Here is a 24,973-nt window from a genome sequence, read left to right on the forward strand (position 1 = left end):
TCCGACACGCCGCCTTTTGTGGGGTAACCTAGTGTTGGGAAGTCACCGTCTGTGAAAATGCGGCGATGACGGCCACAATAAGGCGGGGCAACCACCCGAGCTGTTCCGCCAGTATTGCGATTTTGACAGGTCACAAATTCCTGACTTAACAGGCCGCTAAAACCTACTAACCTTCTGCAAATCAGATTTTTGACCGGAGCTTCAGTATGCGTAGTCTGCTTGCCGCCGCCCTCACCGCCGCAACTGCTTTGGGTGCGACCGCTGCCCTTTCCGCCACGTGCGGCAATGACGCGTCCGGATTTTACGGGTGGAAACTGGCTTTTGCCCAAGAAGCCGCCGCGGCTGGCGTGGGTCAGGCAGGCCTATAAGCCTTGACCAACGCACAGTATTCCACCTCCACCATCCGCGCTGATCGCAACCAGACGGGTGTGCGGTATGAATTGAACGACTTCATCCGCATTCCCCTCGGCTCGCTCGCTCGACAGTTTTGCCAGCCAGATGCGGCGCGAGCAGAATAAAAACCCCAATTTCCACACCTCGCTTAAACAGGCTTACGGTGTCCCCACCGTTATTTTGCTGACGATCCACGGTATGGAAAATGGTTTTGGCCGCTGGATGGGCAGCACGCCTGTGGTCGATAGCATCACCACCGTCGCCTACGACTGTCGCCGCGCCGCGTTCTTTACACCCCACGCCATCGCCGCACTAATGTTGGTCGATCAGGGTGGACTTGGCCCAAACCAACAAGGTGCTGCGCATGGTGAGATGGGCCACACACAGTTCCTACCCGGCAATGCGCTGCGCTACGGCGTGGACGCTGACGGTAACGGGCATGTCGACTTGTATTCGATTAGAGATAGCCTTGCGTCAACCGCCAATTTCCTGCGTCAAAAAGGCTGGCAGCCCAGTCAAAGCTTTCAAGAAGGCAGTGCCAACTTTCGCGTCCTAAACGACTGGAACGCCGCAACCGTCGACCAAAAGGCCATTTCGCTGTCGGCCGCCCGCCTTCAATAACTTTAGCATTGTTTTTGTCTTAAAAAAACCCGGCCTCATGTAGGCTTTGTTGCACAAATCGCCCTTATGGCGTGCTTCCCCTGACCCCTGACGGATTCAGCCTACAGTAACGGTGTTTGGGATGCCAAGGGCGGTGAAGCCGTTGAGTATCGCGGCACGGATTTGGACTTCCGCAACTTGCCGGTCAAAGTCTCGTGCGGCCAGGCGCTGCCCGAGTAGTTTCAAACAATGCATCTTTGTCTCAACACGACTCCTGCGGTGGTATCCGCTCAAGCGACGCCATTGAGCGCGGCCGAGATCCTTTGAGGACTGTACCGCTTCGTTTCGGGCTCTGGCCCCCAGCGTATCCGGCTTCCATAGCTTGGCATTCTTGCGTGGCGGGATGACAGCACGGGCATTGCGGGCCGCAATCGCATCATGGCATTTGCGGGTGTCATATGCCCCATCTGCTGTGACACTGCCAATCTTCTGATCTGGTGTGATCTGACCGAGAAGGTTGGGCAACATGGGTGGGTCTCCAATGCTGCTACTCGTCACTTCGACCGCGCGTATCTCCAACGTTTCTTCATCAATCCCTATATGTATCTTGCGCCACACCCGACGTTTCGGCCCGCCATGCTTGCGAGCGTTCCACTCACCTTCGCCCTCAACTTTGATGCCGGTACTGTCGATAAGGAGGTTTAGCGGGCCCTTTGAGCCCTGATACGGGATGGTAACCGATAGCCTTTTCTGACGCCGACATAACGTGCTGAAGTCTGGGACCTCCCAGTCAAGGTCGATCAATTTCAACAGGCTTTCCACAAAGCCCGTCGCCTGCCTCAAAGGCATTCCGAACAGCACTTTCAACGTGAGACAGGCTTGGATCGCCGCATCGCTATAGCGTGGCTGGCGGCCCCGTTTGCCCCCCTCTCATGGTTTGCAAACAAACCACTGCCGGGCAACGGTAGGCGCAGCTTTCCAAGTGACCTCTGGGTTAAACCAAATGGTCAGTGACCCGCGTCGCTTCAGGGCCTTGTTATACTCAGGCCAGTTCCTCGTGCGGTAAATCGGGGCGATAGGTTTACTCATGACGCCAGCTACCATGCTGGATTTACAACATGAATCCCTGATACGAGACTATTTGTGCAACAAAGCCCCGCAGGAGTCGTGTTGAGACAAAGATGCATTGTTTGAAACTACTCGGGCAGCGCCTGGCCGCACGAGACTTTGACCGGCAAGTTGCGGAAGTCCAAATCCGTGCCGCGATACTCAACGGCTTCACCGCCCTTGGCATCCCAAACACCGTTACTGTAGGCTGAATCCGTCAGGGGTCAGGGGAAGCACGCCATAAGGGCGATTTGTGCAACAAAGCCGGTGTGAGGAACAAAACCTTCGCAACCCCAATTCAGGGGTTTCCAAATGCCACGCAATAGAACGTCGATAGCAATCGCCAAAGTGACCGGACAGGCCGCAAAGCACCCCGAGCGGTTCGATTAGCGCGCAGAGCCTACCTTCAACGCCTTGGGGTCAGTGCCTAGCAATTTAGAGGTGATTGAAGCTGAGGCATGGCAAGATTTTGCCGCCGAAATGCCGTGGCTTTGTGCGTCCGACAGATGGATTGTCGCAATCGCTTGCAGACTTCTAACGCGAACGCATGAGCCGGATTGCCCTATCAGAATCTATGGGCAGTTGCAGCTTTGCCTAACATCGATGGGTGGCACGCCTGCGGACAGGTCGCGGGTCCAGTGGTCGACGGATGACGCAAGCGACGATCAAAAATGTGAGTCTTTAAACTGAGGCTTAACGAATGACTGACAAGCACCGAGCACCGAGCTTAGAGCTTAGGGCTTAGGGCTTAGGGCTTAGGGCTTAGGGCTTAGGGCTTAGGGCTTAGGGCTTAGGGCTTAGGCATAGATTTCGCCTGAGGTATTTTTTGCAAGGCGGGGTAATTTTCATCAGATATCTCATTAATATCGCCAACCAATTTAATACGCTAGGGTAAGCTTCGCCATGACCCCTCTGGTCACTCCTCGAGTCAAACTTGTGGGTACCTGAGATATACATAAGCGTACCTCAAATACGCTTATGTAAAGTTGCTTCGGATGCACCTCAAGTGTACCTTGAAAGCACCTAAGGTGAACTTAGGGTGATCCAAAAAGTGGGTCAAATACCTGTCTAACTTTACACATTCTCCTCCCGTGTAAAGTTCCCCCAGCCCCCTCTTCCTGAACCCATGTCCCAGGCAATGGGAGGGGGGGCACCCCCTGTGTTAAACCAAGGCAAATCATTCAACTTCAACCTGGCTGGTTTGGCTATCAAAGATAATTTCAGCCATTTAATAGATAGAGAAAATTATGAAAAACACGCTTACAGTAGCGGCGGACGAGTTTTAAAGGGGTGTCATCGGTCGATTGATGGGTATCGCAATTGGCCGCAAGAATTGGATGTTCACGGGTTCTGAAAGGGGCGGCAAAGCTATGGCCATCGCCTGTACTGTGATTGAGACCGCCAAGCTCAACAACGTCGATCCGCAAGCTTGGCTGACATGGGTTCTTGGCCGCATCGCAGATCACAAGATGACGCGCCTCGATGAGCTTATGCCTTGGCGCTTTGCCGCTCTGGAAGCATAATCAACGCGTTTCTGCAGGTGCGAAGACAAGTAGGCTGTTTACCTAAAGCCGCCATTGGAACCTAGATTGAAGCGATGAACCCGACAAAAACCATCGGATGACTGCAATGAGTATCCGTTGTGTTCGATATGAGTTCTGTGTCTAGATTGGGGAATCTACCGCTAACGCTCAAATTCTACCATCGCTAACGGCACGACTAACAAAAGCAGATAGATCACGTTGAACATGGCGTTTGACCAGACACCAGAGGCGACGCTACCTGTGCTGTCGACGACGAACCAAACGATGGCTGCGATGATACCTGCGCGCCTTGCGATGCGGTTGGCTTCGATGTTTCTTACCTTAAGTAGCGGGGCGATGCCGAATGCATAGAGCGCGCCAAATCCGGTAATTAATCCGGCAAAGACAGCCCCGAAAAGGCGAGCATCCCGGGTCAGGGTTTCTGTATGGGTTCGTGAAAAATCAAGAAAATCAATTGAGGCATGGGCGAAGCTGTCATAACCGGCGAAGGCAATGGAAACAAAGGGCACCCCAAAAATCATTAATCCCCATCCTGTGAGCCCGACAATGCGGGCGGCGGTATTCGGCGTCATATCTCTCTCCTTTTGATGACTAGTCTTAGGATGACGCAGATAGGCAAAACAATTACCTAGTAGGTAAGTGTATTTTGTATCGCAGGATGTATAAAAACGTATGAGCACATCTTTTGGAAATATCATCAAGCACTGGAGGAACATTCGCCGGTTTAGCCAGTTGGCGCTGTCTGCCGAGTCCGGGCTATCCAGCCGTCATATAAGTTTTCTGGAAACAGGCCGTTCTCGGCCTAGCCGGGGCAGCGTACTGACTTTGGCTCGTGTACTTGATATGCCCAAGCACGTTGTAAATGATGCGTTGCTCGCCGTCGGTTTCTCCCCTGAATATCTAGCACTGGATATAGGCGACGTTGATCTCGCTCCAATGATGGATGCGATGACGACCATACTCGAAAACCATGCTCCCATGCCCGCAATCATTATCAATAGTGCCTGGCAAATTGTTGGCGGTAACACCTCTGCCATGCATTTGATGCAGTTCTTACCCATGCATGGCTCGATGAGTGTGGTAGACGCCTTGATAAATGATGATCCAGAGACACCAATTTTTCTGAATTGGGACGAAATCGCCGCATGGACATTGCTACGGTTGCAGGTCGAAAGCGTCCGTACGGGCAGGCAGGGCCCGCTTATGGAGGTTTATAACCGTCTTATCGCGGACCCCCGTTTGGCCAATAAAGATCTCGCTTCATTTTCTGATAGCGGTCCCTATTTAACCCTGCAGGCGCGGGTGGGCGAACACACCCTTTCGCTCTTCACGATGCTCGCAGAGTTCACGACAGCCCAAGACATCAATATGAGCGAGCGTCGGGTCGAATTGTTTTTCCCAGAAAATGCGGAAACAGAAGCGTATTTCATGGCGTTGAGGTAAGAGCGTTCATCCCTAACCGAAGACATTAGAAACCCATACCCAAGGTGATGGTGGTTTTCCAAAATGGTGCGCGTTTCACGATTGCTGCGAGCGGCGGAAGAGTCCGCAGACCGACGCTTAGGCGGCGAATCTCGCGGCACCACGCTCAGAGGTCGGTTTTCTAGCCGCGCTGCGGCACATTTCTGCCAAAACCGCCCCAAACTGATCCGAAAGGTCGGGTTCACCGAACGCTCACCATAATTTACTGATAATAAATAGTAAATTAGAATATAATGGTGCCCAGAAGAGAACTCTCTGTGTATCTGTCATTTACGAAGTCGCTAGCGACTCTAACGAAGCCCTCTTTCATACGAGCACCAGCCGAACGAAGGGGGACTAATAGGGGGACCAGACAAACTAAGAAATGGCTAGCGACCTGAATTTAAGAGAATTTTCAATATAATTTGGTGCGGGCGGTGGGATTCGAACCCACACGGGCATACGCCCAACAGATTTTAAGTCTGGTATGTCTACCATTCCATCACGCCCGCATCCGGCGTTGTCTTTAATTTTCTGCATCGGGCCTATATCGGGCATGAAAACAGTCTCTCAGTCGCAACGCCTTGCTCCGTATGCATTTTACCGCACAGACACAAGAATTTTAAGTCTCCAGTGCCTACCGTTCCACCATGCAGGCTAGAAGGTGTGAACATAGGCAAATCGCGCCGCGCGTCCAGTGCATTTCTAGTCAGATAGAGTTATAGCTGAAAGTTTGTGACGGCCCTGATGGGCGGCATATCATGGCGTTGTTGACGCGCCGCATTCTCATTGAGTAAGGGATATGCCACATGACCAAGAATACAGTTATCGACTTCACGAAACCAAGCGATTTTTCACCTGATCCGTTGACAGATGTGCTGCGCGCAGGAGCACGGGAGCTTCTGGCCACTGCTGTGCGCGCTGAGGTGTCGGAGTTTCTGGAAGGTCACGTCCACCTTTTGAACGACGAGGGTCGCCAGCGGCTGGTGCAGCATGGCTTTCTGCCGGAGCGCGAAGTTATGACCATTGCCCCCTCTCGGTCATGCAAAGCATGGCCTGTCGGCAACGGGACAGGCGATTGTGAAACAATCTGCCGAGAAGGGGGATCGGCAAGGTGTCAGTCCAGGTTCCTCGGGTGCGCGACCGTGGTGCAAACGCGGATGGTATGAAGGTCCATTTCAACGCGTCGCTTATCCCGCCCTATTTGCGCAAGGCAAAGTCTGTGGCGGAATTGCTGCCATGGCTTTACCTCAAGCACTGCCCGGCAGGCGATGCTTGCATCGCCGAGAGGGGGCATCTCGACGGGGGACTTCAGGGAGGCTCTGGCTTCGTTGGTGGGCCCGCCTGCCGAGGGGTTGTCGTCTTCGACAATCACACGTCTTAAGGCAACCTGGTGGGACGAGTATAAGGTCTGGCGCAAGCGCGATCTGACCTGTTGCCCGGCAGTGCATGCGTCGCATGCATGAGAGGGGGGCAAGCGCTACGCCTACATCTGGGCGGACGGTGTCTACTTCAACCCGCGCCTGGACGATGATCGTCAATGTATGTTGGTGATTATTGGCGCAGACGAATACGGCGACAAGGATGTTCTTGGTATCATGGATGGGTTCCGCGAGAACGCGGACAGCCCCCTCTCACACATGCAAGCATGTGTTGCCGCTCAACGGGCGTGATCTTCTTCGGAGCCTAAAAAAACGGGGACTGATGATTGCGCCCGATCTGGCCTGTGGCTCCTCCTCACGTGACATTGTTGCACAATGCACTGCCGGGCAATGGATGGTGCCCTGGGCTTTTGGACCGCATTGCGGGACGTGTATCCGAGCACGCGCGAACAACGCTGCTGGCTCCACAAGATGGCCAACATCACGGGCGCGATGCCGAAGCCTCTGCATGAAAAGCCCAAGGCAGGGCTGCAAGACATCTGCCCTCTCAGGCATGCAAGCATGCCCTGCCGGGTCATAGATGGCCGCAACAAAGAAAGAGGCCATCGTCGCCTTTGATCTGTTTGTGGAAACCGACGGCGTGAAATACGAGCGGGCTATCAAGAAGCTGACCAAAGATCGTGACGCGTTGCTTACCTTCTACGACTTTCCAGCCAAACACTGGAAGCACATCCGCACGACAAATCCGATTGAAAGCGTCTTTGCCCCAGTCCGCAATCAGACACGCAAAACCAAAGGCTGCCTGAGCCGCAAAACCGCCCTATCTATGGTCTTCAAGCCGATGATCCTTCGCGGGACATTGCTGCGCAATACCCTGTCAGGCAAGGGGCAGCCAAGAAGAAATGGCGAAAGCTCAGCGGCACAAACCGACTGCCCGAAGTCATGCAAGGGGTTGAGTTCAAGGACACGATCAAGCAACCTCAGAACGCCGCCTAATCACACCGTCACCAACTTTCGCGCATAACTCTCAGATATCGGTGCCATCCGGTTCATCCAGCAGCGCACGCTCGGCCAGCCATGGATTGATCGCTAAGGCCGCTCGCAAAACCTCTTGTGCTTCGTCCCTGCGCTCCATCGAGATCAGTGTCAGCGCCTTTCCAGTCAAAGCGCCCAAATGCACCGGCTGCAACGCGATCGCTGCGTCCAGATCGACCAACGCGGCGGCATAGTCACCTTGTAGAAACGCCGCAAACGCGCGTTGATTATAACCTTCGGGGTACGCCGGACAGTAGTCGATCAATTCGCCCAGCACCGCGCGGCTGCTCGTGTGGTCGCCCATTTGCAAAAGCGCCAGTCCATTATCCAGCATCGCTTGCGCCAATTCATCCGGCGCATCCAGCCATATCTCCCACATCTTTCCCGCCAATACGCGCGCAGCGCCCTCATCAGGGGCGGCCTGCATCTGCCCGACGATCTGCCCGATCTCTTCGGAATAATCCGTTCCAACCGAACAGTCTGCGAATGCGGGGGCGGCAAGGAAACTGAATATAGTTGCATATTTCATGATGTATATGGTGGCGCGGTTTGTGGAATCGTCAACTCACCCCGCCTTTGGCGCGATTGCTTCTTCTTTTACCGCCTGCATTGCCACGTATGTCGATGTACTGGCGACGTGGGGCAAGGTGGACAAACGGTCAGCTAATACAAGACGATAGCTGCCCATGCCGCTGGTGCGCACCTTGAGAAGGTAATCGAACGCCCCTGCAATCAGGTGGCATTGTTCAATTTCGGGAATGCGCGTCACAGCGGCGTTGAAAGTCGCCAGCGCGGATTCGCGCGTATCACTGAGCTTTACTTCAACGAAGGCCACATGGTCCCGGCCCAGCAAAATCGGATCGAACAGCGCGCGGTACCCTCGGACAACGCCGATTTCTTCCAGTCGCCGCAACCGTGCTTGTGTTGGCGATTTGGACAGCCCGATGCGTTTGGCCAGATCGGTCACGGTGATTCTACCGTCCACTGCGATCACGTCCAGAATCTTGCGATCAAACCCATCTATATCAGAAGTCACTTCGCCCATGTAACGCCCCCTAATTCAGTCGATATGTATCGCCGTGCTGACAAACACAGGCATATCTTCGCACAATTGCGATGTATATGGGATCAAAGACTCATCTGTAAATCAAGCCCTTTGGAGACGTCACATGCCTAAAAGTGCAGCAAGAAAACTTCGTAGTCAAATTGATGCAGCCTATTTGTTGGACGAACATGTGGCGCTTGAACGGTTGGTGAAGCAGGCCAATTTGACGCCGCAAGATCGCGCCGCCATCGCAGAGCAGGGGGCGGACCTTGTGCGCCGCATCCGCGCCGCGTCCGATCCGGGATTGATGGAAGTGTTTCTCGCAGAATATGGGCTGTCCACCGACGAGGGCATTGCGCTGATGTGTCTGGCCGAAGCGCTGTTGCGCGTGCCGGATGCCGACACCATTGATGCCCTGATTGAAGATAAGATCGCGCCATCCAACTGGGGCACGCATTTAGGAAAATCTGCCTCCTCATTGGTCAATGCGTCGACATGGGCGCTGATGCTGACAGGCCGCGTTCTAGACGACGAAACACCCGGTATCACGCGCCATTTGCGCTCTGCGGTGAAACGCCTCGGTGAACCTATCATTCGCAAGGCTGTCGGGCGTGCGATGCGTGAAATGGGCCGCCAGTTTGTCTTGGGGACAGACATCACATCGGCCATGAAACGCGCCGCTGGCATGGAGGCCAAAGGGTTCACCTACAGCTACGATATGCTGGGCGAAGCCGCACGGACCGAAAAGGACGCAAAGCAATACCACATTTCGTATAGCCGCGCGATTGCGTCGATTGCAGATGCCTGCATAAATGACACCGTGGCCGAAAACCCCGGCATTTCTGTCAAACTAAGCGCCCTGCATCCCCGCTACGAAGAAGCCCAACGCGATCGCGTTATGGCCGAACTCGTGCCGCGTCTGCGCAGCCTTGCAATGCTGGCCAAATCCGCAGGTCAGGGGTTTAATGTCGACGCCGAAGAAGCTGACCGTCTGTCGCTGTCTTTGGATGTGATCGAAGCGGTGGTGTCCGACACTGCACTGGCCGGATGGGACGGTTTCGGTGTCGTCGTTCAGGCCTTCGGTCAACGCGCTGGCCATGTGATCGACTGGCTCGCCGATTTGGCGGCCCGCACGGATCGCAAACTGATGGTCCGCCTTGTTAAGGGCGCCTATTGGGACGCTGAGATTAAACGCGCGCAAGTGCTTGGCATAGACGGGTTCCCCGTTTTCACGGCCAAGCCCCACACCGATGTCAGCTACATCGCGAACGCGCGCAAATTGCTTGGGCTGACCGACCAACTGTATCCGCAATTTGCCACCCACAACGCCCACACGGTCGCGGCCATCCTGCATCTGGCAAATGATATGGGCGTCAGTGCAAAGTCGTATGAATTCCAGCGTTTGCATGGCATGGGCGAAACGCTGCATAAGATCGTACTGAAAGATAACGCCACCAACTGCCGCATTTACGCGCCTGTGGGGGCGCACGAAGACCTGCTTGCCTACCTTGTGCGCCGCTTGTTGGAAAATGGTGCGAATTCATCGTTTGTGAACCAGATCGTCGACGAAGATGTGTCACCCGATGTTGTCGCCGCAGATCCGTTTGATCAGGTTGGCGTCACGCCGAACCTGCCCAAAGGCCAGGACTTGTTCACGCCCCACCGCGCCAATGCCAAAGGCTGGGACATCACACACCGCCCGACGCTGGTTGACATCGACAAGGGGCGCGATCCGTTTCATGCCCACAGGTGGACCGCAACACCGCTGTCTTCCTCTTGGCATGAAAACTCAAATTCCACAGCCAGCCCCATGCGCAACCCCGCCGTCCCTGACGACACCGTTGGCCAGATCACCTTCGCCACGCCCGACGACGCAAAAAATGCAATCGCCGCTGCGACGCCGTGGGATCTGCCCGCGGCCGACCGTGCCGACGTGTTGCGCAAAGTCGCCGTTGCTTTCGAAGACAACGCCGAAGAACTGTTTGCGATGCTGCACCGTGAAGCCGGTAAAACCATCCTCGACGCGGTTGGGGAAATCCGTGAAGCCGTTGATTTCCTGTATTACTATGCGACCGAGGCCGAGACACGAAACCCGACCCCACGCGGTATCTGGACCTGTATTTCGCCGTGGAATTTCCCGCTCGCGATCTTTACGGGGCAGGTTTCGGCGGCTTTGGCAGCAGGCAATGCCGTGCTTGCCAAGCCTGCTGAACAAACCGGCTTGATCGCGCACCGCGCCGTGCAATTGATGATTGAGGCAGGCGTGCCAACAGATGTTCTGCACCTGCTGCCCGGTGGCGGCGACATCGGTGCGGCCCTCACATCTGACGCGCGTATCAATGGTGTCGCCTTTACCGGTTCAACCCCAACGGCGCTGAAAATCCGCGCAACAATGGCTGAAAATTGCGACCCCGGAACCCCGCTTATTGCCGAAACCGGCGGGCTGAACGCGATGATCGTCGACTCAACAGCCCTGCCCGAACACGCGGTGCGCGACATCTTGCAATCGGCGTTCCAATCGGCAGGCCAACGCTGTTCAGCGCTGCGCTGCCTTTACGTGCAGGAAGATGTGGCCGACAAAGTGATCCACATGCTGAAGGGCGCAATGAACGAATTGCGTATAGGCGATCCGTGGCATCTGACCACCGACGTGGGCCCCGTGATTGATGAAACTGCGCGCGCCGGCATCCAAGACCACATCGACGCCGCCCGCTTGGATGGTCGCGTGCTGCACGCGCTGATCGCGCCAGACGCGGGAACATTCATCGCGCCAACAGCCATCAGAGTGAATGGCATCGGCGATCTGACCCGTGAAATATTTGGCCCTGTGCTGCATATCGCGACCTACAAGTCTGGTGATCTCGACAAGATTATCGCCGACATCAACGCGACGGGCTACGGGCTGACGTTCGGGTTGCATACCCGCATTGATGATCGTGTTCAGCAGGTCGTCGAAAATATCCATGCGGGCAATATCTACGTCAACCGCAACCAGATTGGCGCGGTTGTTGGCAGCCAACCCTTTGGAGGAGAGGGACTTTCTGGCACAGGCCCAAAGGCAGGCGGCCCACTTTATATGCCACGCTTTGCCGTCATGATGGAGGTGCAACCGATCCCGTCACCCGAACCCGTCGATCTGCCGGGCCCAACAGGTGAATCCAACCGACTTTCGGTTCATCCGCGTGGCCCCATCGCATGTCTTGGACCTGACGCGCGCACGCAGGCGGACGCGATCACAGCCCTTGGCGGCATCCCGATCATTCCAGACGTCGGGTCGCAGGCAGATGCGGCGACTGTCCTTGGCGGTGTTCCGGTGGTTCCCGAAGGAAACCTGCCGGCTGACGCACTGCTGACACTAGACTGCGCAGCCGTTATCTGGGAAGGCGATGACGACACGGCACGCGCCTATGAACGCGCACTGGCGCGCCGCACAGGGGCCATCGTGCCGCTGATCACGGGTGCGCTGGTTGCGGGGCACGTCCTGCACGAACGCCACATCTGCATTGACACCACGGCAGCGGGCGGCAATGCGGCGCTTCTGGCGGAAGTTGGCGGCACCTGAACACGCATTGGGTCTTGACCGTCCGCGTCCATTCGCGGACGGTCACCCCATGTTTCCCATTCGCGATCACAACCCTGCCGAAAAGACTCCAATCGTCACCTATGTGATCATCGCGATCAATATCGCTGTGTTTGCATGGCAAGAACTGTTTGTGACGGGCATCGCCGCCAGCAACCAGTTCCTGATCGACTATGCGTTCTGGCCCGCACTATTTGGCGAAGGCCAAGGAACCATCGGCTTTTTCACCCACATGTTTTTGCACGCTGGATTCTTGCATTTGGCAGGTAACATGCTGTTTTTGTGGATTTTCGGCGATAACATAGAAGAAGAGATGGGCCATCTGCCGTTCCTTGGCTTCTACATCCTCAGCGGTTTCGCAGCGGCCTATCTGCAATACCTGCCCAACCCGTTAAGTGCGGTGCCGATGGTCGGTGCCTCGGGTGCAATCGCGGGCGTTATGGGTGGCTATTTGTTACTGTTTCCCAAGGCGCGCGTCGATGTGTTCATCTTCCTTGTCGTGTTCTTTCGCATCCTCCCGATCCCGTCGTTCATCGTGCTTGGCGTGTGGATGGCCCTACAAGTTTTCAACGGTTTGGGCAGTGATTTGAATGGTGGCGGCACGGCGTACTGGGCCCATGTGGGTGGCTTCATCGCGGGGTTCGTCATGACCGTTCCAATTTGGCTGCGCCGTGGGGCTATGCGTTATTGGGACCGCACGCGCGGCCACCCGCCACACCCTGAAACGCATTACCCAAGATCGAATATTCCCATCATCAAGAGACGCCGATGACCAGGCTCACCTGCCATTGCGGCGCAGTCGAGGTGCAGTTCACGCCAAATGAACCGCTTACCAATGCACGGCGCTGCGATTGCAGTTTTTGTGTGCGGCGCGGGGCGGCGGTGGTGTTCGTAAACGCAGGTGATTTGATGGTGACCAAGGGCGCGGACCGCCTGACCCTGTATCAGTGGGGCACCTTTCAGGAAGAACATTATTTCTGCACAACCTGCGGAATTTACACCCATCACCAGCACGCGGATGCGACCAAAGGCTATGCGGTAAACCTCGCCGCGATTGATGGCATCATCCCGCGCAATTTTGATCCGATCCCGTGGATCGACGGGATAAACTATACCCCTGCAAATTTTCAAAAGAACCCGACATGACCAAAGTTACCTGCCATTGCGGCGCAGTTGAACTGCGCGTGACACTGGCCGATGGGCTAAAGTCTGCGCGCCGCTGTGATTGTTCGTTTTGTCGCCGCCGCGGAACAGCCGCAGTCACGGTTAATGTTGGCGATCTTGTCGTCGTGCGCGGCGCGGATAATCTCACGCGCTACAGCTTTGAGACCAACACCGCGCAGCATCATTTCTGTAAGACCTGCGGAATTTACACCCATCACCAACGCCGATCAAACCCCAATGAATACGGGGTGAATATGGGCGGGATTGAGGGCGTGAACCCGTCCAAACACGAACCCATCGTCTGGAACGATGGCGTCAATCACCCGTCTGACACAAAGGCCTGATATGATCCGTTTAGATGCCGTCGCCGTGTCGTCCAAGAACATGGCCAAGACCGTTGCGTTTTATGAAATATTGGGGTTCGACTTTCCCGAATGGGGCGCGGACGACAGACATGTCGAACCCAACACCAAACTCGGTGACGTGCGCCTGATGATCGACACCGCAGACTTGATCGAGCAACTGACGGGCCACGCGCCGACACCGCCCAGCCATTCCAGCTTCGCCATGGTGTGTGACACCGTGGCAGAGGTCGACTCGGTCGCAGCAGCGCTCAATCACGCGGGCCACGCCCTCACGGTGGAACCGTGGGATGCGTTTTGGGGCCAGCGCTACGCCACAGCCTGCGACCCTGACGGTTGCCAGATCGATATCTTCGCGGCCCTTTAGGCTTTTTTGGTACGGATCACTTTTGAGAACTTTTCAAAGATTGTCTCAGCGCCACAGATAACTTCGCCGGACTCAATGATATTGTTCGCTGGATTGATCGATTCAACAATGCCGCCCGCTTCGCGCACGATGATCAGGCCAGCAGCCATGTCCCATGATTTCAGGCGGCGTTCCCAGAACCCGTCATAACGACCCGCCGCCACATACGCGAGGTCGAGCGACGCCGCGCCCCAACGGCGCACCCCCGCACAGGTCGGCAGGATACGGGCGAGATCTTGCAGGGTCGTCGGCAAATCGGCGCGGCCAGCAAACGGCAGGCCCGTAGAAAAGATGCTTTCGCTCATCTTGCTGCGGCCCGACACGCGCAGGCGCTTTTCGTTCATCCAAGCGCCTTCGCCCTTTTCAGCAAAAAACAACTCGTCCTTCATCGGGTCATAGATTACGCCAATAACGATCTGGCCCTTGTGTTCCAGCGCGATTGACACAGCCCAATGCGGCAGACCATGCAGGTAATTCGTGGTGCCATCCAACGGGTCAACGATCCAGCGGCGGGTGGGGTCGGCCCCGTCAATCTCGGTGCCTTCTTCGCCCAGAAAACCATAGGTCGGGCGGGCCTCCATCAACGCCTCCCGGATCATGAATTCCGCATTCTTGTCGGCACGGGTCACAAAATCACTGGGGCCTTTGGTGGACACTTGCAGGTTCTCGACCTCACCAAAGTCTTTCAGCAACGCACGCCCCACACGTCGGGCGGTTTTCATCATCACGTTGAGGTTCGCACTGGCAACCATGTCGATCTCCTTTGTGCGTTGACCAAAAACTGGCAGCGCATCATTTCTCGGGGCGTATAAGGGCTGCGTCATTTGCGAACAAGGGGCGATGACTAGCACAAATTGGATTCAAAGGCTGTGCCATTTGTTGGTTCGCTTTAACACTAAGTACGCCAAAATATGTTCAAGTGAGGTGAGCAAGACCATAGGATAGTGTGTGTTTAACCGGATAATTGCGTCAACACGGCCCCACTTTGCCGATATCGCAAAGCTGAGCGTGCGAGATACCGAATTGGTGTTCGCAACCGGGATACTGATGTGTACGTTATGCTGGCATGTGGGACACCCGATTGCCGCGTCAGTGATCGCGGTTACGTTGCTCACCAATGAAACGCTTTTGCGTCTGATGTTTTCACGAAAATTATGGTTCGCGTCGTTTGGCCAATCTCAAACCATTGGTCTTGCTTTGATCTTACACAGTATAAACGCTGCGGCCTATGCGTTGCCCGCCGTTTATCTTGCTGGTGATCCGTCCTTTGCAAGGAAAATAACAGGCCTGATGCTTGCGATGGGCATCCAAGTCTATATCGCCAATACATGGTCGACCGTTCCGGTCTTCGTCTATGCTTTATTGCTCCCTTCAATCGCCATACTGTCACTGTCGTTCTTGCAATTGGCCACGACACAACCCGTTCCATCGTCAATGACCCACTGGGCTATCGCTGTTGGCGCGTTGTTTTTGTTCATTTATTCGGCAGTCGACACATTGCGCCAACATCTTCAAACGCAACTGGCAATGTTTGCAGCACAGCATGACGCTGCGGCCCGCCTTGCCGAGCTCGAAGACTCCTTGCGGCTGGACACGCTCACTAAGTTGCTCAACCGACCCGCGTTTGATCGTGCGCTGAATATCATGTTGGAAGATCGCGCTGCGGGCACTGGCGAGGTTGCAGTTTTCTTAGTCGATCTCGACAGCTTCAAACCGATCAATGACACCTACAGCCACGCGGCCGGCGATCAGGTTTTAATCGAAACCGCACGCAGGCTTCAATCGCGCGTTGGGCAAATGGGCATCGTCGGGCGTTTGGGCGGGGATGAATTTGTCTGCGCGGTTCAAGACCTGTCCGGCACCGATGATGCGATGGAATTTGCCAGAACCCTCAGCGCTTTGATTTCGCGCCCGATCAGGTGGGCCCAACGCCAACTTAAGATCGGGGCGAGCATTGGCGTCACAATGACGGGCGATGGGCAATCTTCCCCACCTGCCAATGTGCCTGCGCTGTGTTCGGCTGCGGATCAAGCGATGTTTATGTCCAAGTCGTCGCCCAACAAGGGGCCCATCTTATACCAAACACACCTGTTCGCGCCACGCATGTCACCGGACGACAAACAAATCCTTGTGGACAGTATCGCCAACGAAACCATACTACCTTTCTATCAGCCCAAAATCCATCTCCCGACCGGCCAGATCATCGGGTTTGAGGCGTTGGCCCGCTGGAATCATCCAACGCTCGGTACCCGCGGCCCATCTGAATTTCTTGATCAAATTAATGAACTGGGCCTTCAGGGTGATTTCATGACGAGCATGGCAACCCAAGTGGTTCGCGACATCGAAACACTGTTAGGGCGCGGATATGATCCCGGCCAAGTGTCTCTCAACCTCTCCGAAGTGACCCTTGCCACACATTCCGGGCGGCAAGATTTGCACCGTATCATCGCAGCCAACCCGACAGCCGCGCAGCACTTGACGCTTGAAATCACCGAAGATGTGTTTATCGCCCGCGCCGCGGATGCGATCCAGGCCTCCATTGCCAGCTTTCATGACCTTGGCGTGCGCATTTCGCTGGATGACTTTGGCACTGGCTTTGCGTCGTTCCATCACCTGCGGCAACTTGATTTTGACGAACTCAAGATCGACACCAGTTTCGTCGCAGGCCTTGGCCACGATTCAACGTCCGAAGTCCTCGTGCGCGGGTTTCTGAACATCGCATCGGGCCTTGGTGTCAGTGTCATCGCTGAAGGCGTCGAAACTGACGCTCAAAGTCAAGATTTGATCAACATGGGCTGCGTGGTTGCACAGGGATATTTGTTCAGCCCCGCCGTACCCTTCGCGCAGGCGACGGACCTTTTGACAGACCAGAAAACGGCCTAGCCACGCTGCATTTTCACCGCCTCTTTGCGCGCCCGACGCACCAGATGGGCGACAAATGGCAGCTCAGCGTCATCTTCGCGCACCGCCGCATAAAGCCTGCGGGTCAGCCCGTTTTCAGTCAGGGGTCGTGTCACATAGTCGGACCCGTATGATGCTTGGCGCACGACCCAATCAGGCAGCACCGCGACCCCGCGCCCCGACGCCACCAGCAGCAAAATCACTGCGGTTAATTCGACCTGTCGCACGGCCAATGGTTGCACTTTTGCGGGTGTCAAAAGCTGCGAAAACACATCCAGACGCGATTGTTCAACCGGATAGGTGATCAGCGTCTGATCGCGAAAATCACGCGCCTCGATAAACGGCTTGCTGGCCAGCGGATGATTTGTCGCCGCGACGAATACTGGTTCGTAGTCAAACAACGGCTGGAACGCCACACCCGGCATGTCTTCGGGGTCCGAAGACACGACCAGATCGACCTGTTCTTTGCGCAATGCAGGCAGCGCATCGAACGCCAGACCAGGGCGAATATCCACGTCGACGTCCGGCCACGCTTTGCGGAATTCCTCAAGCACCGGAAGCAGCCATTCAAAACAGGCGTGACACTCAATTGCGATATGCATGCGCCCCGCGCTGCCCTGCACCAATCCAGAAAATTCCTGTTCCAGCGCGGCCACCTCAGGGAGAATTCGGTCCGCCGCCGCCAACAGCCGATGCCCCGCCGCAGACAGCTTTAAAGGCTTGGACCGACGCACGAAAAGCTCCACCCCCGCTTGATCTTCGATCCCCTTGATCTGATGGCTAAGGGCCGATTGGGTAATGCCGAGACTGTCTGCGGCACGGGCCAGGCCGCCGGTCTCATGGATCGCCTTAATCGTGCGCAGGTGCCGGAACTCAATATGCATAACTGAACAAACCTCATGATGTTCGTGAAACTTATGAATTTGCTTCATGTAGACCAAGGTCGGATAAAGAAGCAACCTCTTGGAGACCGCCACATGACATGTCCGTCCGTATCCTTTGAATTCTTCCCGCCCAAGTCGCTGCAGGCGTCGTTCCGGCTGTGGGACTGCGTGCAAACGCTGGCGCCGTTAGACCCGTCTTTTGTGTCGGTCACCTATGGCGCAGGCGGCACCACCCGCCAATTGACCCACGATGCGGTTGATGCGATTGTGAAGACCACCGATCTGCCCGTGGCCGGCCACCTGACATGCGTCGACGCAACCCGCGCCGAAACGCTGGCCATTGCCGCTGATTACAAAGCGGCTGGTGTGACACATATCGTTGCTCTGCGCGGCGATCCGCCAAAGGGATCGGGTGGTTTTTCCCCGCACCTAGACGGCTTTCAAAGCTCAATCGAATTGACAGGCGCATTGGCCGATAAAGGCTTTGACGTCACAGTGGGCGCCTACCCCGAAAGCCACCCTGATGCGGCAAACCAGCAAGCCTGCATTGATCACCTAAAAGCCAAGATCGACGCAGGTGCATCCCGCGCCATCACCCAATTCTTCTTTGAAGCGGACACATTCCTGCGCTTTCGCGATGCCTGCGCCGACGCGGGCATCACTGCGCCGATCCTGCCCGGAATTCTGCCGATTGAAAATTGGGCGGGCGTGCAAAAATTCGCCGCAGGCTGCGGCACCGCCATCCCGCAAATCCTCAAAGACGCTTTTGCCAATGCCAAAGATCCCGACCTGATCAATCTGCTCGCCACCGCACAGGCGACAGAATTATGTGATCATCTGCTCGACGAAGGCGTCGACCACCTGCACTTCTACACCCTCAATAAACCTGAACTGACCCGCGATATTTGTCACGCCCTCGGCATGACACCTGCCGTGCGCTTGCAAAACGTGGCCTGACCGTCCTCTTCTTTGGTTTAAAAATATCTGGCCTTACGCATCAAACGCACCAACAATATCGCTGATAAATAACGGCCTGTGAATCCGTGATGGTGTATGGGGCATCAATTCTGATTCACGGCTTAATCAAGAAACGCGCTGAACTGGCAGGCCAGCACAAGGCCGCTGTGAAGACTGCTGATGCAATCCGCGATGATTTCGGCCGTGGAACTTGAGTTATGCGCATAACTCGTGGTGTGATCTTGCACCTCCTGAATGCTGTGAAAGATGTGTGTTCCGAGCCATTCATTAACTGCCCGGCAGTCGATGCTAAGCATCGAAGAGAGGGGCGAACCGTCCGATTGTATCGCTCGGTATAGGCATTCTGTTGGGGTTTCCTGGCTGGATGTAGCATAGGGTGATGTGATGCTTTGATGCCCATTCCTGCAGCTTTGAACTGACGTATTCAGGGCCATAACACCTTCGGAATATCGCTAATTTAAGGCTATGACTGCCTGCGCAGCCCCAAATAACGCAGCAGGTGGTCATAGCCGTGCCTCAGGTCCCTACGGTGGTTTTGTACAAACCACACCGCAAAGGAGACCAACTATGACCGATATCATTATTACACAAACTGCGCCCGTTTTGGTGGCCATCGATATCTCGAAGGCCCGCGACGAAGGTCTCATTGCTATTGCGGACAAGAAGCGCCGCCGTCGTTTGACTGTTCTGAACCAGCTAGACGACTTCAATCGTCTAATCACATCGCTTGCCTGCTACGGCCGCCCTGTCCGTGTAGCTTTTGAAGCAACGGGTAATTATCACCGTGCCTTGGCTTATCATCTTGCCGCAGCAGGTTTTGAGTTGAAGTTGGTGTCATCTGTGGCCCTGGCCAGAACGCGAGAGGCCTTGCACAACAGTTGGGACAAAAACGACCCTAAGGATGCCCAGGTCATTCTTCACATGATGGAGATCGGGAACGAGCAGTTTTATCATGCCCCCCTCGTGCGTGGCACTAACGACATCCAAGAGCTTTCCAAAACGCATGACATCGTATCCAAGTCGAAGACCGAGTTGTGGCACCGAGTTTTAACCCATTATCTGCCGCTGTATTTTCCTGAAGCTGATCGTTTCCATCGCAGTTCTCGCAGTTCTCGCAGTGACTGGTTCTTTGCTTTCCTTGAACGTTATCCGTCACCACACTTGATCTCAGCCATGAGCAAGGAGGCATTCATCGCTGACGCTTGGGATGTGGTGGGCCTCAAGGTTGCAAAAGAGCGTTTACTTTCAGATATCTACGAGACTGCCAAAGTATCAGTCGGACTGCCGGTTGCCGCAGATTCCGACGCGATAAGCATGTTCCGCTTGGTTCTCGGGGAAGGCCGCAGTCTTATCGCGCAACGCAATCAAATTGAAGATCGCGCCGTCGCGCTTCTCAAGGACCTACCAGATTATAAGCTACTGACATCGATACCTGGAATCGGTCCCATCAATGCTTTGACAATTTTGGCAGAAGCTGGGGATGTACGGCGCTTTCGTCATCACCGGCAGTTTTTGAAGTTCTGTGGAATGGACCTTGCGACTATGCAATCAGGTACATTCAGAGGGCAAACCAAACTGTCAAAATATGGCAATGCTCGGCTTCGTCGAACGCTTTGGATGGCTGGACAGGTTGCTATTCTGCAGCGCACCAACAGCTTCCGCGACAAGTTCGAGCGCTACATCGCCAAAGACCGTCACAACACCCATTTGCGCCGAAAGGCGTACACCGCAATCGCAGCGAAGATGGCCCGAACCGTTCATGGGATCATCAAGCACGGCGAACCATATCGCCCCTTCTTTGAGGGGTGATCGACAGCAGTAGGACCTTTCTCTGTAAGGGCCGTGGAGGCAGACAACTGACCTCGTAGATAATGTTTAGGCCTTCTGCTCAACGACCCAAAGATCTCGTCTTAAGGACGGTGAGAGCCGCAAAAGCGTACTCTGTGTTTGTTATGGGAGAGACAGTTCGTTGACCAAAATGCCAAACTGAGCAATGCTTCTAACGTGTCGAGACGCCTCGATGCGACAATAACCTGACGCCAATTCAGCTAATCATTCCGCGCATAGGACGTTATCCACGCGTATCATCGCGGGCTTTCCGCGCCATTGGATGACTTGATTAAGGCTGCGCACAACCCGTGCTGCTGGCAGTGAGAAGCCCACGTCAATGGCCAAGCCTTCGCGATTGAAGTCGTCTATGATGTTCAATGTCCTGAACGATTTCCCGTTCCACAACTGGTCTACCATAAAGTTCCTTTCTGCAGATTGCTTCGCAATCGCCTATCGGGCGAGGCATAGACCACACTTGGTTTGGTCGATCTGGCACTGACAACGGATCGGGGCGCTCACGCTTAAGCCGTTTGCGGGGCTTGATCCGCAGGTTCAGCTCCAGCTCACAATAAATCCGGCGGACCCGTTTATGGTTCCATTTGAACCCTTTCACATTGCGCAGATACAACCTCTCGGGACATTGCTTCGCAATACCCTGTCGGTCGATGGGTAACACAATCCAAAGCCCCAGTTCTTACGGGCCTTGGTCAAAGCAATCAGCCAATCTTCAATCTCTTCATTTTCGTTAGCCAACAGCGGCACATACCGAAAGCACCGCTGGCAGATCGCGAATGCCCCCTCTCAGGCATGTAAACATGCCCTGCCGGGCAGCGGGCATGCCAGTGCAATGCTGACACCGCGCACAGCGACTGCTTGTTGGGCCATCTCTCGTCAGAAACCCTCTCGGGATCATGCTACCCATAACCCTGCAGGGCAATGGACGGCCTCATTCCATTTTTGCCAGCGCTTCCATAAACCAGCGCATTTTGCATGCTCACATCCGCATACATACGTTTCAAACGCGCATTCTCTGCCTACAATTGTTTCATCGCAGAAATGAGTGACGCGTCCCTCTCGGCAGATTGCTACGCAATCGCCTGCCGGCAATGCATGCCCCCATACTTTGAACGCCACTGATAAAACGCGGCACTGCTCATTCCGTGGATACGCCACAGCTCAGAAACCGAAACACCACTCTCAGCTTCTTTCAAAACTGAGACAATCCACGTCTCTGAATAACGTGATTTCTTCATCGTGAATCTCCTTGGCTTATCTTGCCGCAAAAATTCTTGTTTTCAACACAACCATTTTTAGGGGGGGACCCCGTAAACCCTGTTTCGGTTGAATGCTACTGCGCCCTGACCAATAACAAGAACCGCGGCCTGAAGCCGAACGTGGGTGGCGATGAAACAACAGTGTCGGATGCGATAAGGATGGTCTCCGCGTCAGTCACTGACAACTGATATACGGAAAAGTGACCATTGGTCTTGATCATGCCAATAGGCTTTGTTGCACAAATCAGTTGAGGGGATTCATGTTGTGAGTCCATAGTGGTAGCATGTCGTTCATGAGCAGCTGGACCCCTACGACTTACAAGACCAAGAACTGGTCAGATTATAACGACGCCCCGAAGCGCCGGGGATCATTGACGCTATGGTTTGATTCTGGTCTGATCCGGTCTGGGAGGCTAAATCTTCTGGTAAGCGTGGGCGGCAGCAAGCCTACAGCGATGCGGCCATACAAACCTGCCTGACCATCAAAGTGCTGTTCGGGATGCCGTTGAGGCAAACTGTACGTCGTCAGGGTTTTTGGCACCAAAGGCGGCTTAAATTAAGAGAGCGTTCGGCTCATCTGGTTGGTGTCATTATGTGGCGTGCAGGCTGTGATGCAAGCGGCGCGCTTCGAGTGTCTTTCGTTTGATCCTTTCCCTTTGTTGTAGAATGGCTTTGTCACGGCCGAAGTAGACGTCAGACGGCGTGACGTTGTTCAGACTCTCGTGGAAGCGCTGGTGGTTGTAGTGATCGACGAATGCTTCAATTTGGGCTTCAAGATCACCTGGCAGGAAGTAGTTTTCCAAGAGGATGCGGTTCTTCAAGGTTTGATGCCATCGCTCGATCTTGCCCTGTGTTTGCGGATGATATGGCGCGCCGCGAGAATGCTTCATGCCTTTCCCTTGCAACCACTCAGCCAGGTCACCGGATACGTAACTGGATCCGTTGTCGCTCAGCAGCCGTGGTTTGTGAACGACGTGAACCTGATCACAGCCGGACGCCTTAAGGGCCAAGTCGAGCGTGTCAGTCACGTCCTCAGCCCGCATATTGGTGCAGAGTTTCCACCCTCTCGGGACATTGCTGCGCAATACCCTGCCGGGCAGCGGAGATGATGTAACGGCTGTAATCGTCTAGGATCGTACTGAGATAGAACCAGCCCCATCCCAGAACCTTGAGATAGGTGAAGTCAGTTTGCCAAAGCTGGTTGATCGCTGTGGTTTTGTCTTTGAACGCACTGGCGGCTTTCATGACGATGAAGGCTGGGCTGGTGATCAGGTCATGCGCCTTCAGCATACGGTATACGGAAGCCTCTGATACGAAGTAGCTTTCCTTATCTGTGAAGGTCACTGCCAGTTCACGCGGTGACAGTTCTGTCTCTTCCAGCGCAAGGTCCACAACCCGACGTCGCACCTCGTCAGGAATACGGTTCCAGACGTGCTTTGGCTTGGGAGATTGGTCTTGCAAGCCAGCCTCACCACGCTGCCAATACCGATCATACCAACGGTAGAATGTGGTGCGTGGAATGCCGAGCTTGGCCAAAGTCAGGCGGGCCGGCAGATGCGACCCCTCGACCAGCTTGATGATCTCCAGCTTCTCTGATGCGGGATACCTCATTCGTGGTCGCCCCCACCGTCGAACATGCTTTTTTTGAGCAAGCGGAGTTCAAGTGTTTGCTCCGCAACGACTTCCTTCAGATCACGTGCTTCACGGCGCAGATCCTTCACCTCGTCGGTTGTGGCGGCGCGGGCGGTATCGCCCGTAAGGCGCTTCTTACCGGCCTCCATAAAGTCCTTGGACCATTTGTAGTAGATGCCTTGGGAGATGCCTTCACCCCTCTCGTGCATGTAAACATGCACTGCCGGGCAGTGGACCACACAGCTCGGCAATGCTGTCTTCCCCACGCAGACCGGCTAAGACGATCCTAATCTTCTCTTCAGATGAATAATGCTTGCGGGTCGCCCGTTTGATATCTTTGACGATCTTCTCGCCCGGGCTTTTGCGTGTTCCAGTTGTCTGTCTCATGTCCCACTCCTCTGTGGTTACGATGAGCCAACAACACTCTCTTATCAAATATGCCTATTTGGACCCAGAAGCGCTGACGTCAGACAGTGCAAACCACTGGGTTTGTGGAAAGTCTGTTGGAACTGGTTGGCTTGGACTGGAGAGTTCCAGATTTCAGCGCTTTGTGTCGGCCACGGCCCGGCAGTCGAAACGCAGTTTCAATGAGAGGGGCAAAGGACGTTGTCCGTTGTTATTCCACACCAAGGATCGGCGGGGCCGCCGCACCTCTTGATCCCTTCTCATGGTTGGTAAGCAAACCACTGCCGGGCAGTGGACAGCACTGGCATCAAAGCTGAGGGCGAAGGCGAGTGGAACGCACGCAAGCATGGTAGCCCAAAGCGCCGCGTCTGGCGCAAGATACATATTCATTGCCCGGCAGGCAAATAGGACATTCGCTGAGAGGGGGATAGACGAAAAACACTGGAAATACGCGCAGTCGAAGTGACCAGAAACGGCGTTGGTGATGCACCCATTCTACCCGATCTCCTTGATCAGATCCCGCCGGGTGAGAAGATTGGCAGCGTCACAGCGCCCTCTCATGCATGTAAACATGCGCCGTCAGGCAGTGGATGGGGCATACGATACGCGCAAATGCCACGACGCGATTGCTTCCCGCAATGCTCATGCTGTGATCCCGCCGCGCAAAAATGCTAAGTTGTGGAAGTCCGACACTCCAGGGGCACAAGCGCGAAACGAAGCGGTCCGATCTTCAAAATATCTGGGCCGCGCATTGTGGCGGCAACTGACTGGGTACCACCGTCGAAGCCGCGCTGAAACGAACCCTCTCGGGACATTGCTGCGCAAATACCCTGCCGGGCAGTGAATGCATTGTGTGAAGCTGCTTGTTCAGCGCCTCTCTGCGCGTGACTTCGACCGTCAGGTCGCGGAAATCCAAGTCCGTGCTGCGATCCTGAACGGTTTCACAGCCCTTGGCATCCCCCGTACCGAGACCGTAGGCTGAATCTATCT

General features: G+C 55.1%; 13 protein-coding genes, 1 tRNA gene and 11 pseudogenes. 15 read left to right on the forward strand and 10 right to left on the reverse strand.

Annotated elements, in window-relative coordinates; all coding sequences use genetic code 11:
* Positions 1–206 precede the first annotated feature (206 nt).
* Positions 207–1,014, forward strand: a pseudogene (locus tag OAN307_RS17260) (lytic murein transglycosylase).
* 96 nt (positions 1,015–1,110) lie between these two features.
* On the opposite strand, the pseudogene OAN307_RS17265 reads toward OAN307_RS17260, so the two are convergent.
* Positions 1,111–2,082 (reverse strand): annotated as a pseudogene (locus OAN307_RS17265) (IS5 family transposase).
* A gap of 68 nt (positions 2,083–2,150) precedes the next feature.
* On the opposite strand from OAN307_RS17265, the pseudogene OAN307_RS28260 reads away from it, so the two are divergent.
* Positions 2,151–2,312: pseudogene (locus tag OAN307_RS28260) on the forward strand (IS5/IS1182 family transposase); the annotation flags it as partial.
* Between the two features lie 1,101 nt (positions 2,313–3,413).
* Positions 3,414–3,623: pseudogene (locus OAN307_RS17275) on the forward strand (transposase domain-containing protein); the annotation flags it as partial.
* 161 nt (positions 3,624–3,784) lie between these two features.
* Here the strand turns inward: OAN307_RS17275 and OAN307_RS17280 are convergent.
* Positions 3,785–4,216 carry a hypothetical protein gene (locus OAN307_RS17280; RefSeq protein WP_015500893.1) on the reverse strand — a complete coding sequence of 144 codons (432 nt, stop codon included), beginning with the start codon at positions 4,214–4,216 and terminating at the stop codon, positions 3,785–3,787.
* Between the two features lie 100 nt (positions 4,217–4,316).
* Between OAN307_RS17280 and OAN307_RS17285 the strand changes: the two genes are divergently transcribed.
* Positions 4,317–5,087: a helix-turn-helix transcriptional regulator gene (locus OAN307_RS17285; RefSeq protein ID WP_015500894.1), complete on the forward strand. Its 771-nt coding sequence runs from the start codon at positions 4,317–4,319 to the stop codon at positions 5,085–5,087.
* 444 nt (positions 5,088–5,531) lie between these two features.
* Here OAN307_RS17285 and OAN307_RS17290 read toward each other — a convergent pair.
* Positions 5,532–5,617: transfer RNA gene (locus tag OAN307_RS17290), tRNA-Leu, on the reverse strand.
* 297 nt (positions 5,618–5,914) lie between these two features.
* Here OAN307_RS17290 and OAN307_RS17295 point away from each other — a divergent pair.
* A pseudogene (locus OAN307_RS17295) lies at positions 5,915–7,483 on the forward strand (IS256 family transposase).
* A gap of 31 nt (positions 7,484–7,514) precedes the next feature.
* On the opposite strand, the gene OAN307_RS17300 reads toward OAN307_RS17295, so the two are convergent.
* On the reverse strand, positions 7,515–8,051 hold the full coding sequence (locus OAN307_RS17300; protein WP_015500895.1) for a tetratricopeptide repeat protein: 537 nt from the start codon (positions 8,049–8,051) through the stop codon (positions 7,515–7,517).
* A 36-nt stretch (positions 8,052–8,087) separates the two neighbouring features.
* Entirely contained in the window at positions 8,088–8,567 is a 480-nt protein-coding gene (locus OAN307_RS17305) for an Lrp/AsnC family transcriptional regulator (RefSeq protein ID WP_015500896.1), read from the reverse strand.
* Between the two features lie 124 nt (positions 8,568–8,691).
* On the opposite strand from OAN307_RS17305, the gene putA reads away from it, so the two are divergent.
* The 5 genes from putA to OAN307_RS17330 are packed head-to-tail and all read left to right on the forward strand — an operon-like array spanning position 8,692 to position 14,040.
* Positions 8,692–12,129, forward strand: coding sequence for a bifunctional proline dehydrogenase/L-glutamate gamma-semialdehyde dehydrogenase PutA (putA, locus tag OAN307_RS17310; RefSeq protein WP_015500897.1), 3,438 nt, complete (start codon positions 8,692–8,694; stop codon positions 12,127–12,129).
* A gap of 49 nt (positions 12,130–12,178) precedes the next feature.
* The gene (locus tag OAN307_RS17315) at positions 12,179–12,919 is read left to right on the forward strand and encodes a rhomboid family intramembrane serine protease (protein ID WP_015500898.1); all 741 of its coding nucleotides are present in this window, start codon (positions 12,179–12,181) and stop codon (positions 12,917–12,919) included.
* On the forward strand, positions 12,916–13,293 hold the full coding sequence (locus OAN307_RS17320) for a GFA family protein (protein ID WP_015500899.1): 378 nt from the start codon (positions 12,916–12,918) through the stop codon (positions 13,291–13,293). Before OAN307_RS17315 ends, OAN307_RS17320 begins: the two co-directional genes overlap by 4 nt.
* The gene (locus OAN307_RS17325; protein ID WP_015500900.1) at positions 13,290–13,655 is read left to right on the forward strand and encodes a GFA family protein; all 366 of its coding nucleotides are present in this window, start codon (positions 13,290–13,292) and stop codon (positions 13,653–13,655) included. Before OAN307_RS17320 ends, OAN307_RS17325 begins: the two co-directional genes overlap by 4 nt.
* 1 nt (position 13,656) lies before the next feature.
* A complete protein-coding gene (locus tag OAN307_RS17330; RefSeq protein WP_015500901.1) occupies positions 13,657–14,040 on the forward strand; it encodes a VOC family protein in 384 nt (127 codons plus the stop codon).
* Here the strand turns inward: OAN307_RS17330 and OAN307_RS17335 are convergent.
* Positions 14,037–14,831, reverse strand: coding sequence for an inositol monophosphatase family protein (locus tag OAN307_RS17335; protein ID WP_015500902.1), 795 nt, complete (start codon positions 14,829–14,831; stop codon positions 14,037–14,039). The two genes, OAN307_RS17330 and OAN307_RS17335, sit on opposite strands and share 4 nt — an antisense overlap.
* A 196-nt stretch (positions 14,832–15,027) precedes the next feature.
* Between OAN307_RS17335 and OAN307_RS25485 the strand changes: the two genes are divergently transcribed.
* Positions 15,028–16,962 (forward strand): putative bifunctional diguanylate cyclase/phosphodiesterase, encoded by a 1,935-nt coding sequence (locus tag OAN307_RS25485; RefSeq protein WP_015500903.1) that lies wholly within the window; start codon positions 15,028–15,030, stop codon positions 16,960–16,962.
* Here OAN307_RS25485 and OAN307_RS17345 read toward each other — a convergent pair.
* Positions 16,959–17,864, reverse strand: a complete 906-nt coding sequence (locus OAN307_RS17345) for a LysR family transcriptional regulator (RefSeq protein WP_044043965.1) — start codon at positions 17,862–17,864, stop codon at positions 16,959–16,961. The two genes, OAN307_RS25485 and OAN307_RS17345, sit on opposite strands and share 4 nt — an antisense overlap.
* Before the next feature lie 93 nt (positions 17,865–17,957).
* Here OAN307_RS17345 and metF point away from each other — a divergent pair, with 93 nt between their 5' ends.
* A complete protein-coding gene (gene metF / locus OAN307_RS17350; protein ID WP_044044915.1) occupies positions 17,958–18,821 on the forward strand; it encodes a methylenetetrahydrofolate reductase [NAD(P)H] in 864 nt (287 codons plus the stop codon).
* Positions 18,822–19,045: 224 nt separating this feature from the next.
* Here the strand turns inward: metF and OAN307_RS28265 are convergent.
* Positions 19,046–19,274 (reverse strand): annotated as a pseudogene (locus OAN307_RS28265) (integrase core domain-containing protein); the annotation flags it as partial.
* A 135-nt stretch (positions 19,275–19,409) separates the two neighbouring features.
* On the opposite strand from OAN307_RS28265, the pseudogene OAN307_RS17355 reads away from it, so the two are divergent.
* Positions 19,410–20,710 (forward strand): annotated as a pseudogene (locus OAN307_RS17355) (IS110 family RNA-guided transposase).
* Positions 20,711–20,912: 202 nt separating this feature from the next.
* On the opposite strand, the pseudogene OAN307_RS28270 reads toward OAN307_RS17355, so the two are convergent.
* A pseudogene (locus OAN307_RS28270) lies at positions 20,913–21,925 on the reverse strand (transposase); the annotation flags it as partial.
* A 314-nt stretch (positions 21,926–22,239) separates the two neighbouring features.
* On the opposite strand from OAN307_RS28270, the pseudogene OAN307_RS28275 reads away from it, so the two are divergent.
* Positions 22,240–22,463 (forward strand): annotated as a pseudogene (locus OAN307_RS28275) (transposase); the annotation flags it as partial.
* 73 nt (positions 22,464–22,536) lie between these two features.
* Here the strand turns inward: OAN307_RS28275 and OAN307_RS17365 are convergent.
* A pseudogene (locus OAN307_RS17365) lies at positions 22,537–23,965 on the reverse strand (IS3 family transposase).
* Positions 23,966–24,054: 89 nt separating this feature from the next.
* Here OAN307_RS17365 and OAN307_RS26860 point away from each other — a divergent pair.
* A pseudogene (locus OAN307_RS26860) lies at positions 24,055–24,965 on the forward strand (IS5 family transposase); the annotation flags it as partial.
* Between the last annotated feature and the right edge of the window lie 8 nt (positions 24,966–24,973).

It is taken from the genome of Octadecabacter antarcticus 307, from assembly GCF_000155675.2.
Taxonomy (GTDB): Bacteria; Pseudomonadota; Alphaproteobacteria; order Rhodobacterales; family Rhodobacteraceae; genus Octadecabacter; species Octadecabacter antarcticus.

Bases quoted from the DNA above. Each gene is read 5' to 3' on its own strand.
- OAN307_RS17280 (WP_015500893.1), bottom strand. From the start codon at position 4,216: ATGACGCCGAATACCGCCGCCCGCATTGTCGGGCTCACAGGATGGGGA.
- OAN307_RS17285 (WP_015500894.1), top strand. From the start codon at position 4,317: ATGAGCACATCTTTTGGAAATATCATCAAGCACTGGAGGAACATTCGC.
- OAN307_RS17300 (WP_015500895.1), bottom strand. From the start codon at position 8,051: ATGAAATATGCAACTATATTCAGTTTCCTTGCCGCCCCCGCATTCGCA.
- OAN307_RS17305 (WP_015500896.1), bottom strand. From the start codon at position 8,567: ATGGGCGAAGTGACTTCTGATATAGATGGGTTTGATCGCAAGATTCTG.
- putA (WP_015500897.1), top strand. From the start codon at position 8,692: ATGCCTAAAAGTGCAGCAAGAAAACTTCGTAGTCAAATTGATGCAGCC.
- OAN307_RS17315 (WP_015500898.1), top strand. From the start codon at position 12,179: ATGTTTCCCATTCGCGATCACAACCCTGCCGAAAAGACTCCAATCGTC.
- OAN307_RS17320 (WP_015500899.1), top strand. From the start codon at position 12,916: ATGACCAGGCTCACCTGCCATTGCGGCGCAGTCGAGGTGCAGTTCACG.
- OAN307_RS17325 (WP_015500900.1), top strand. From the start codon at position 13,290: ATGACCAAAGTTACCTGCCATTGCGGCGCAGTTGAACTGCGCGTGACA.
- OAN307_RS17330 (WP_015500901.1), top strand. From the start codon at position 13,657: ATGATCCGTTTAGATGCCGTCGCCGTGTCGTCCAAGAACATGGCCAAG.
- OAN307_RS17335 (WP_015500902.1), bottom strand. From the start codon at position 14,831: ATGGTTGCCAGTGCGAACCTCAACGTGATGATGAAAACCGCCCGACGT.
- OAN307_RS17345 (WP_044043965.1), bottom strand. From the start codon at position 17,864: ATGCATATTGAGTTCCGGCACCTGCGCACGATTAAGGCGATCCATGAG.
- metF (WP_044044915.1), top strand. From the start codon at position 17,958: ATGACATGTCCGTCCGTATCCTTTGAATTCTTCCCGCCCAAGTCGCTG.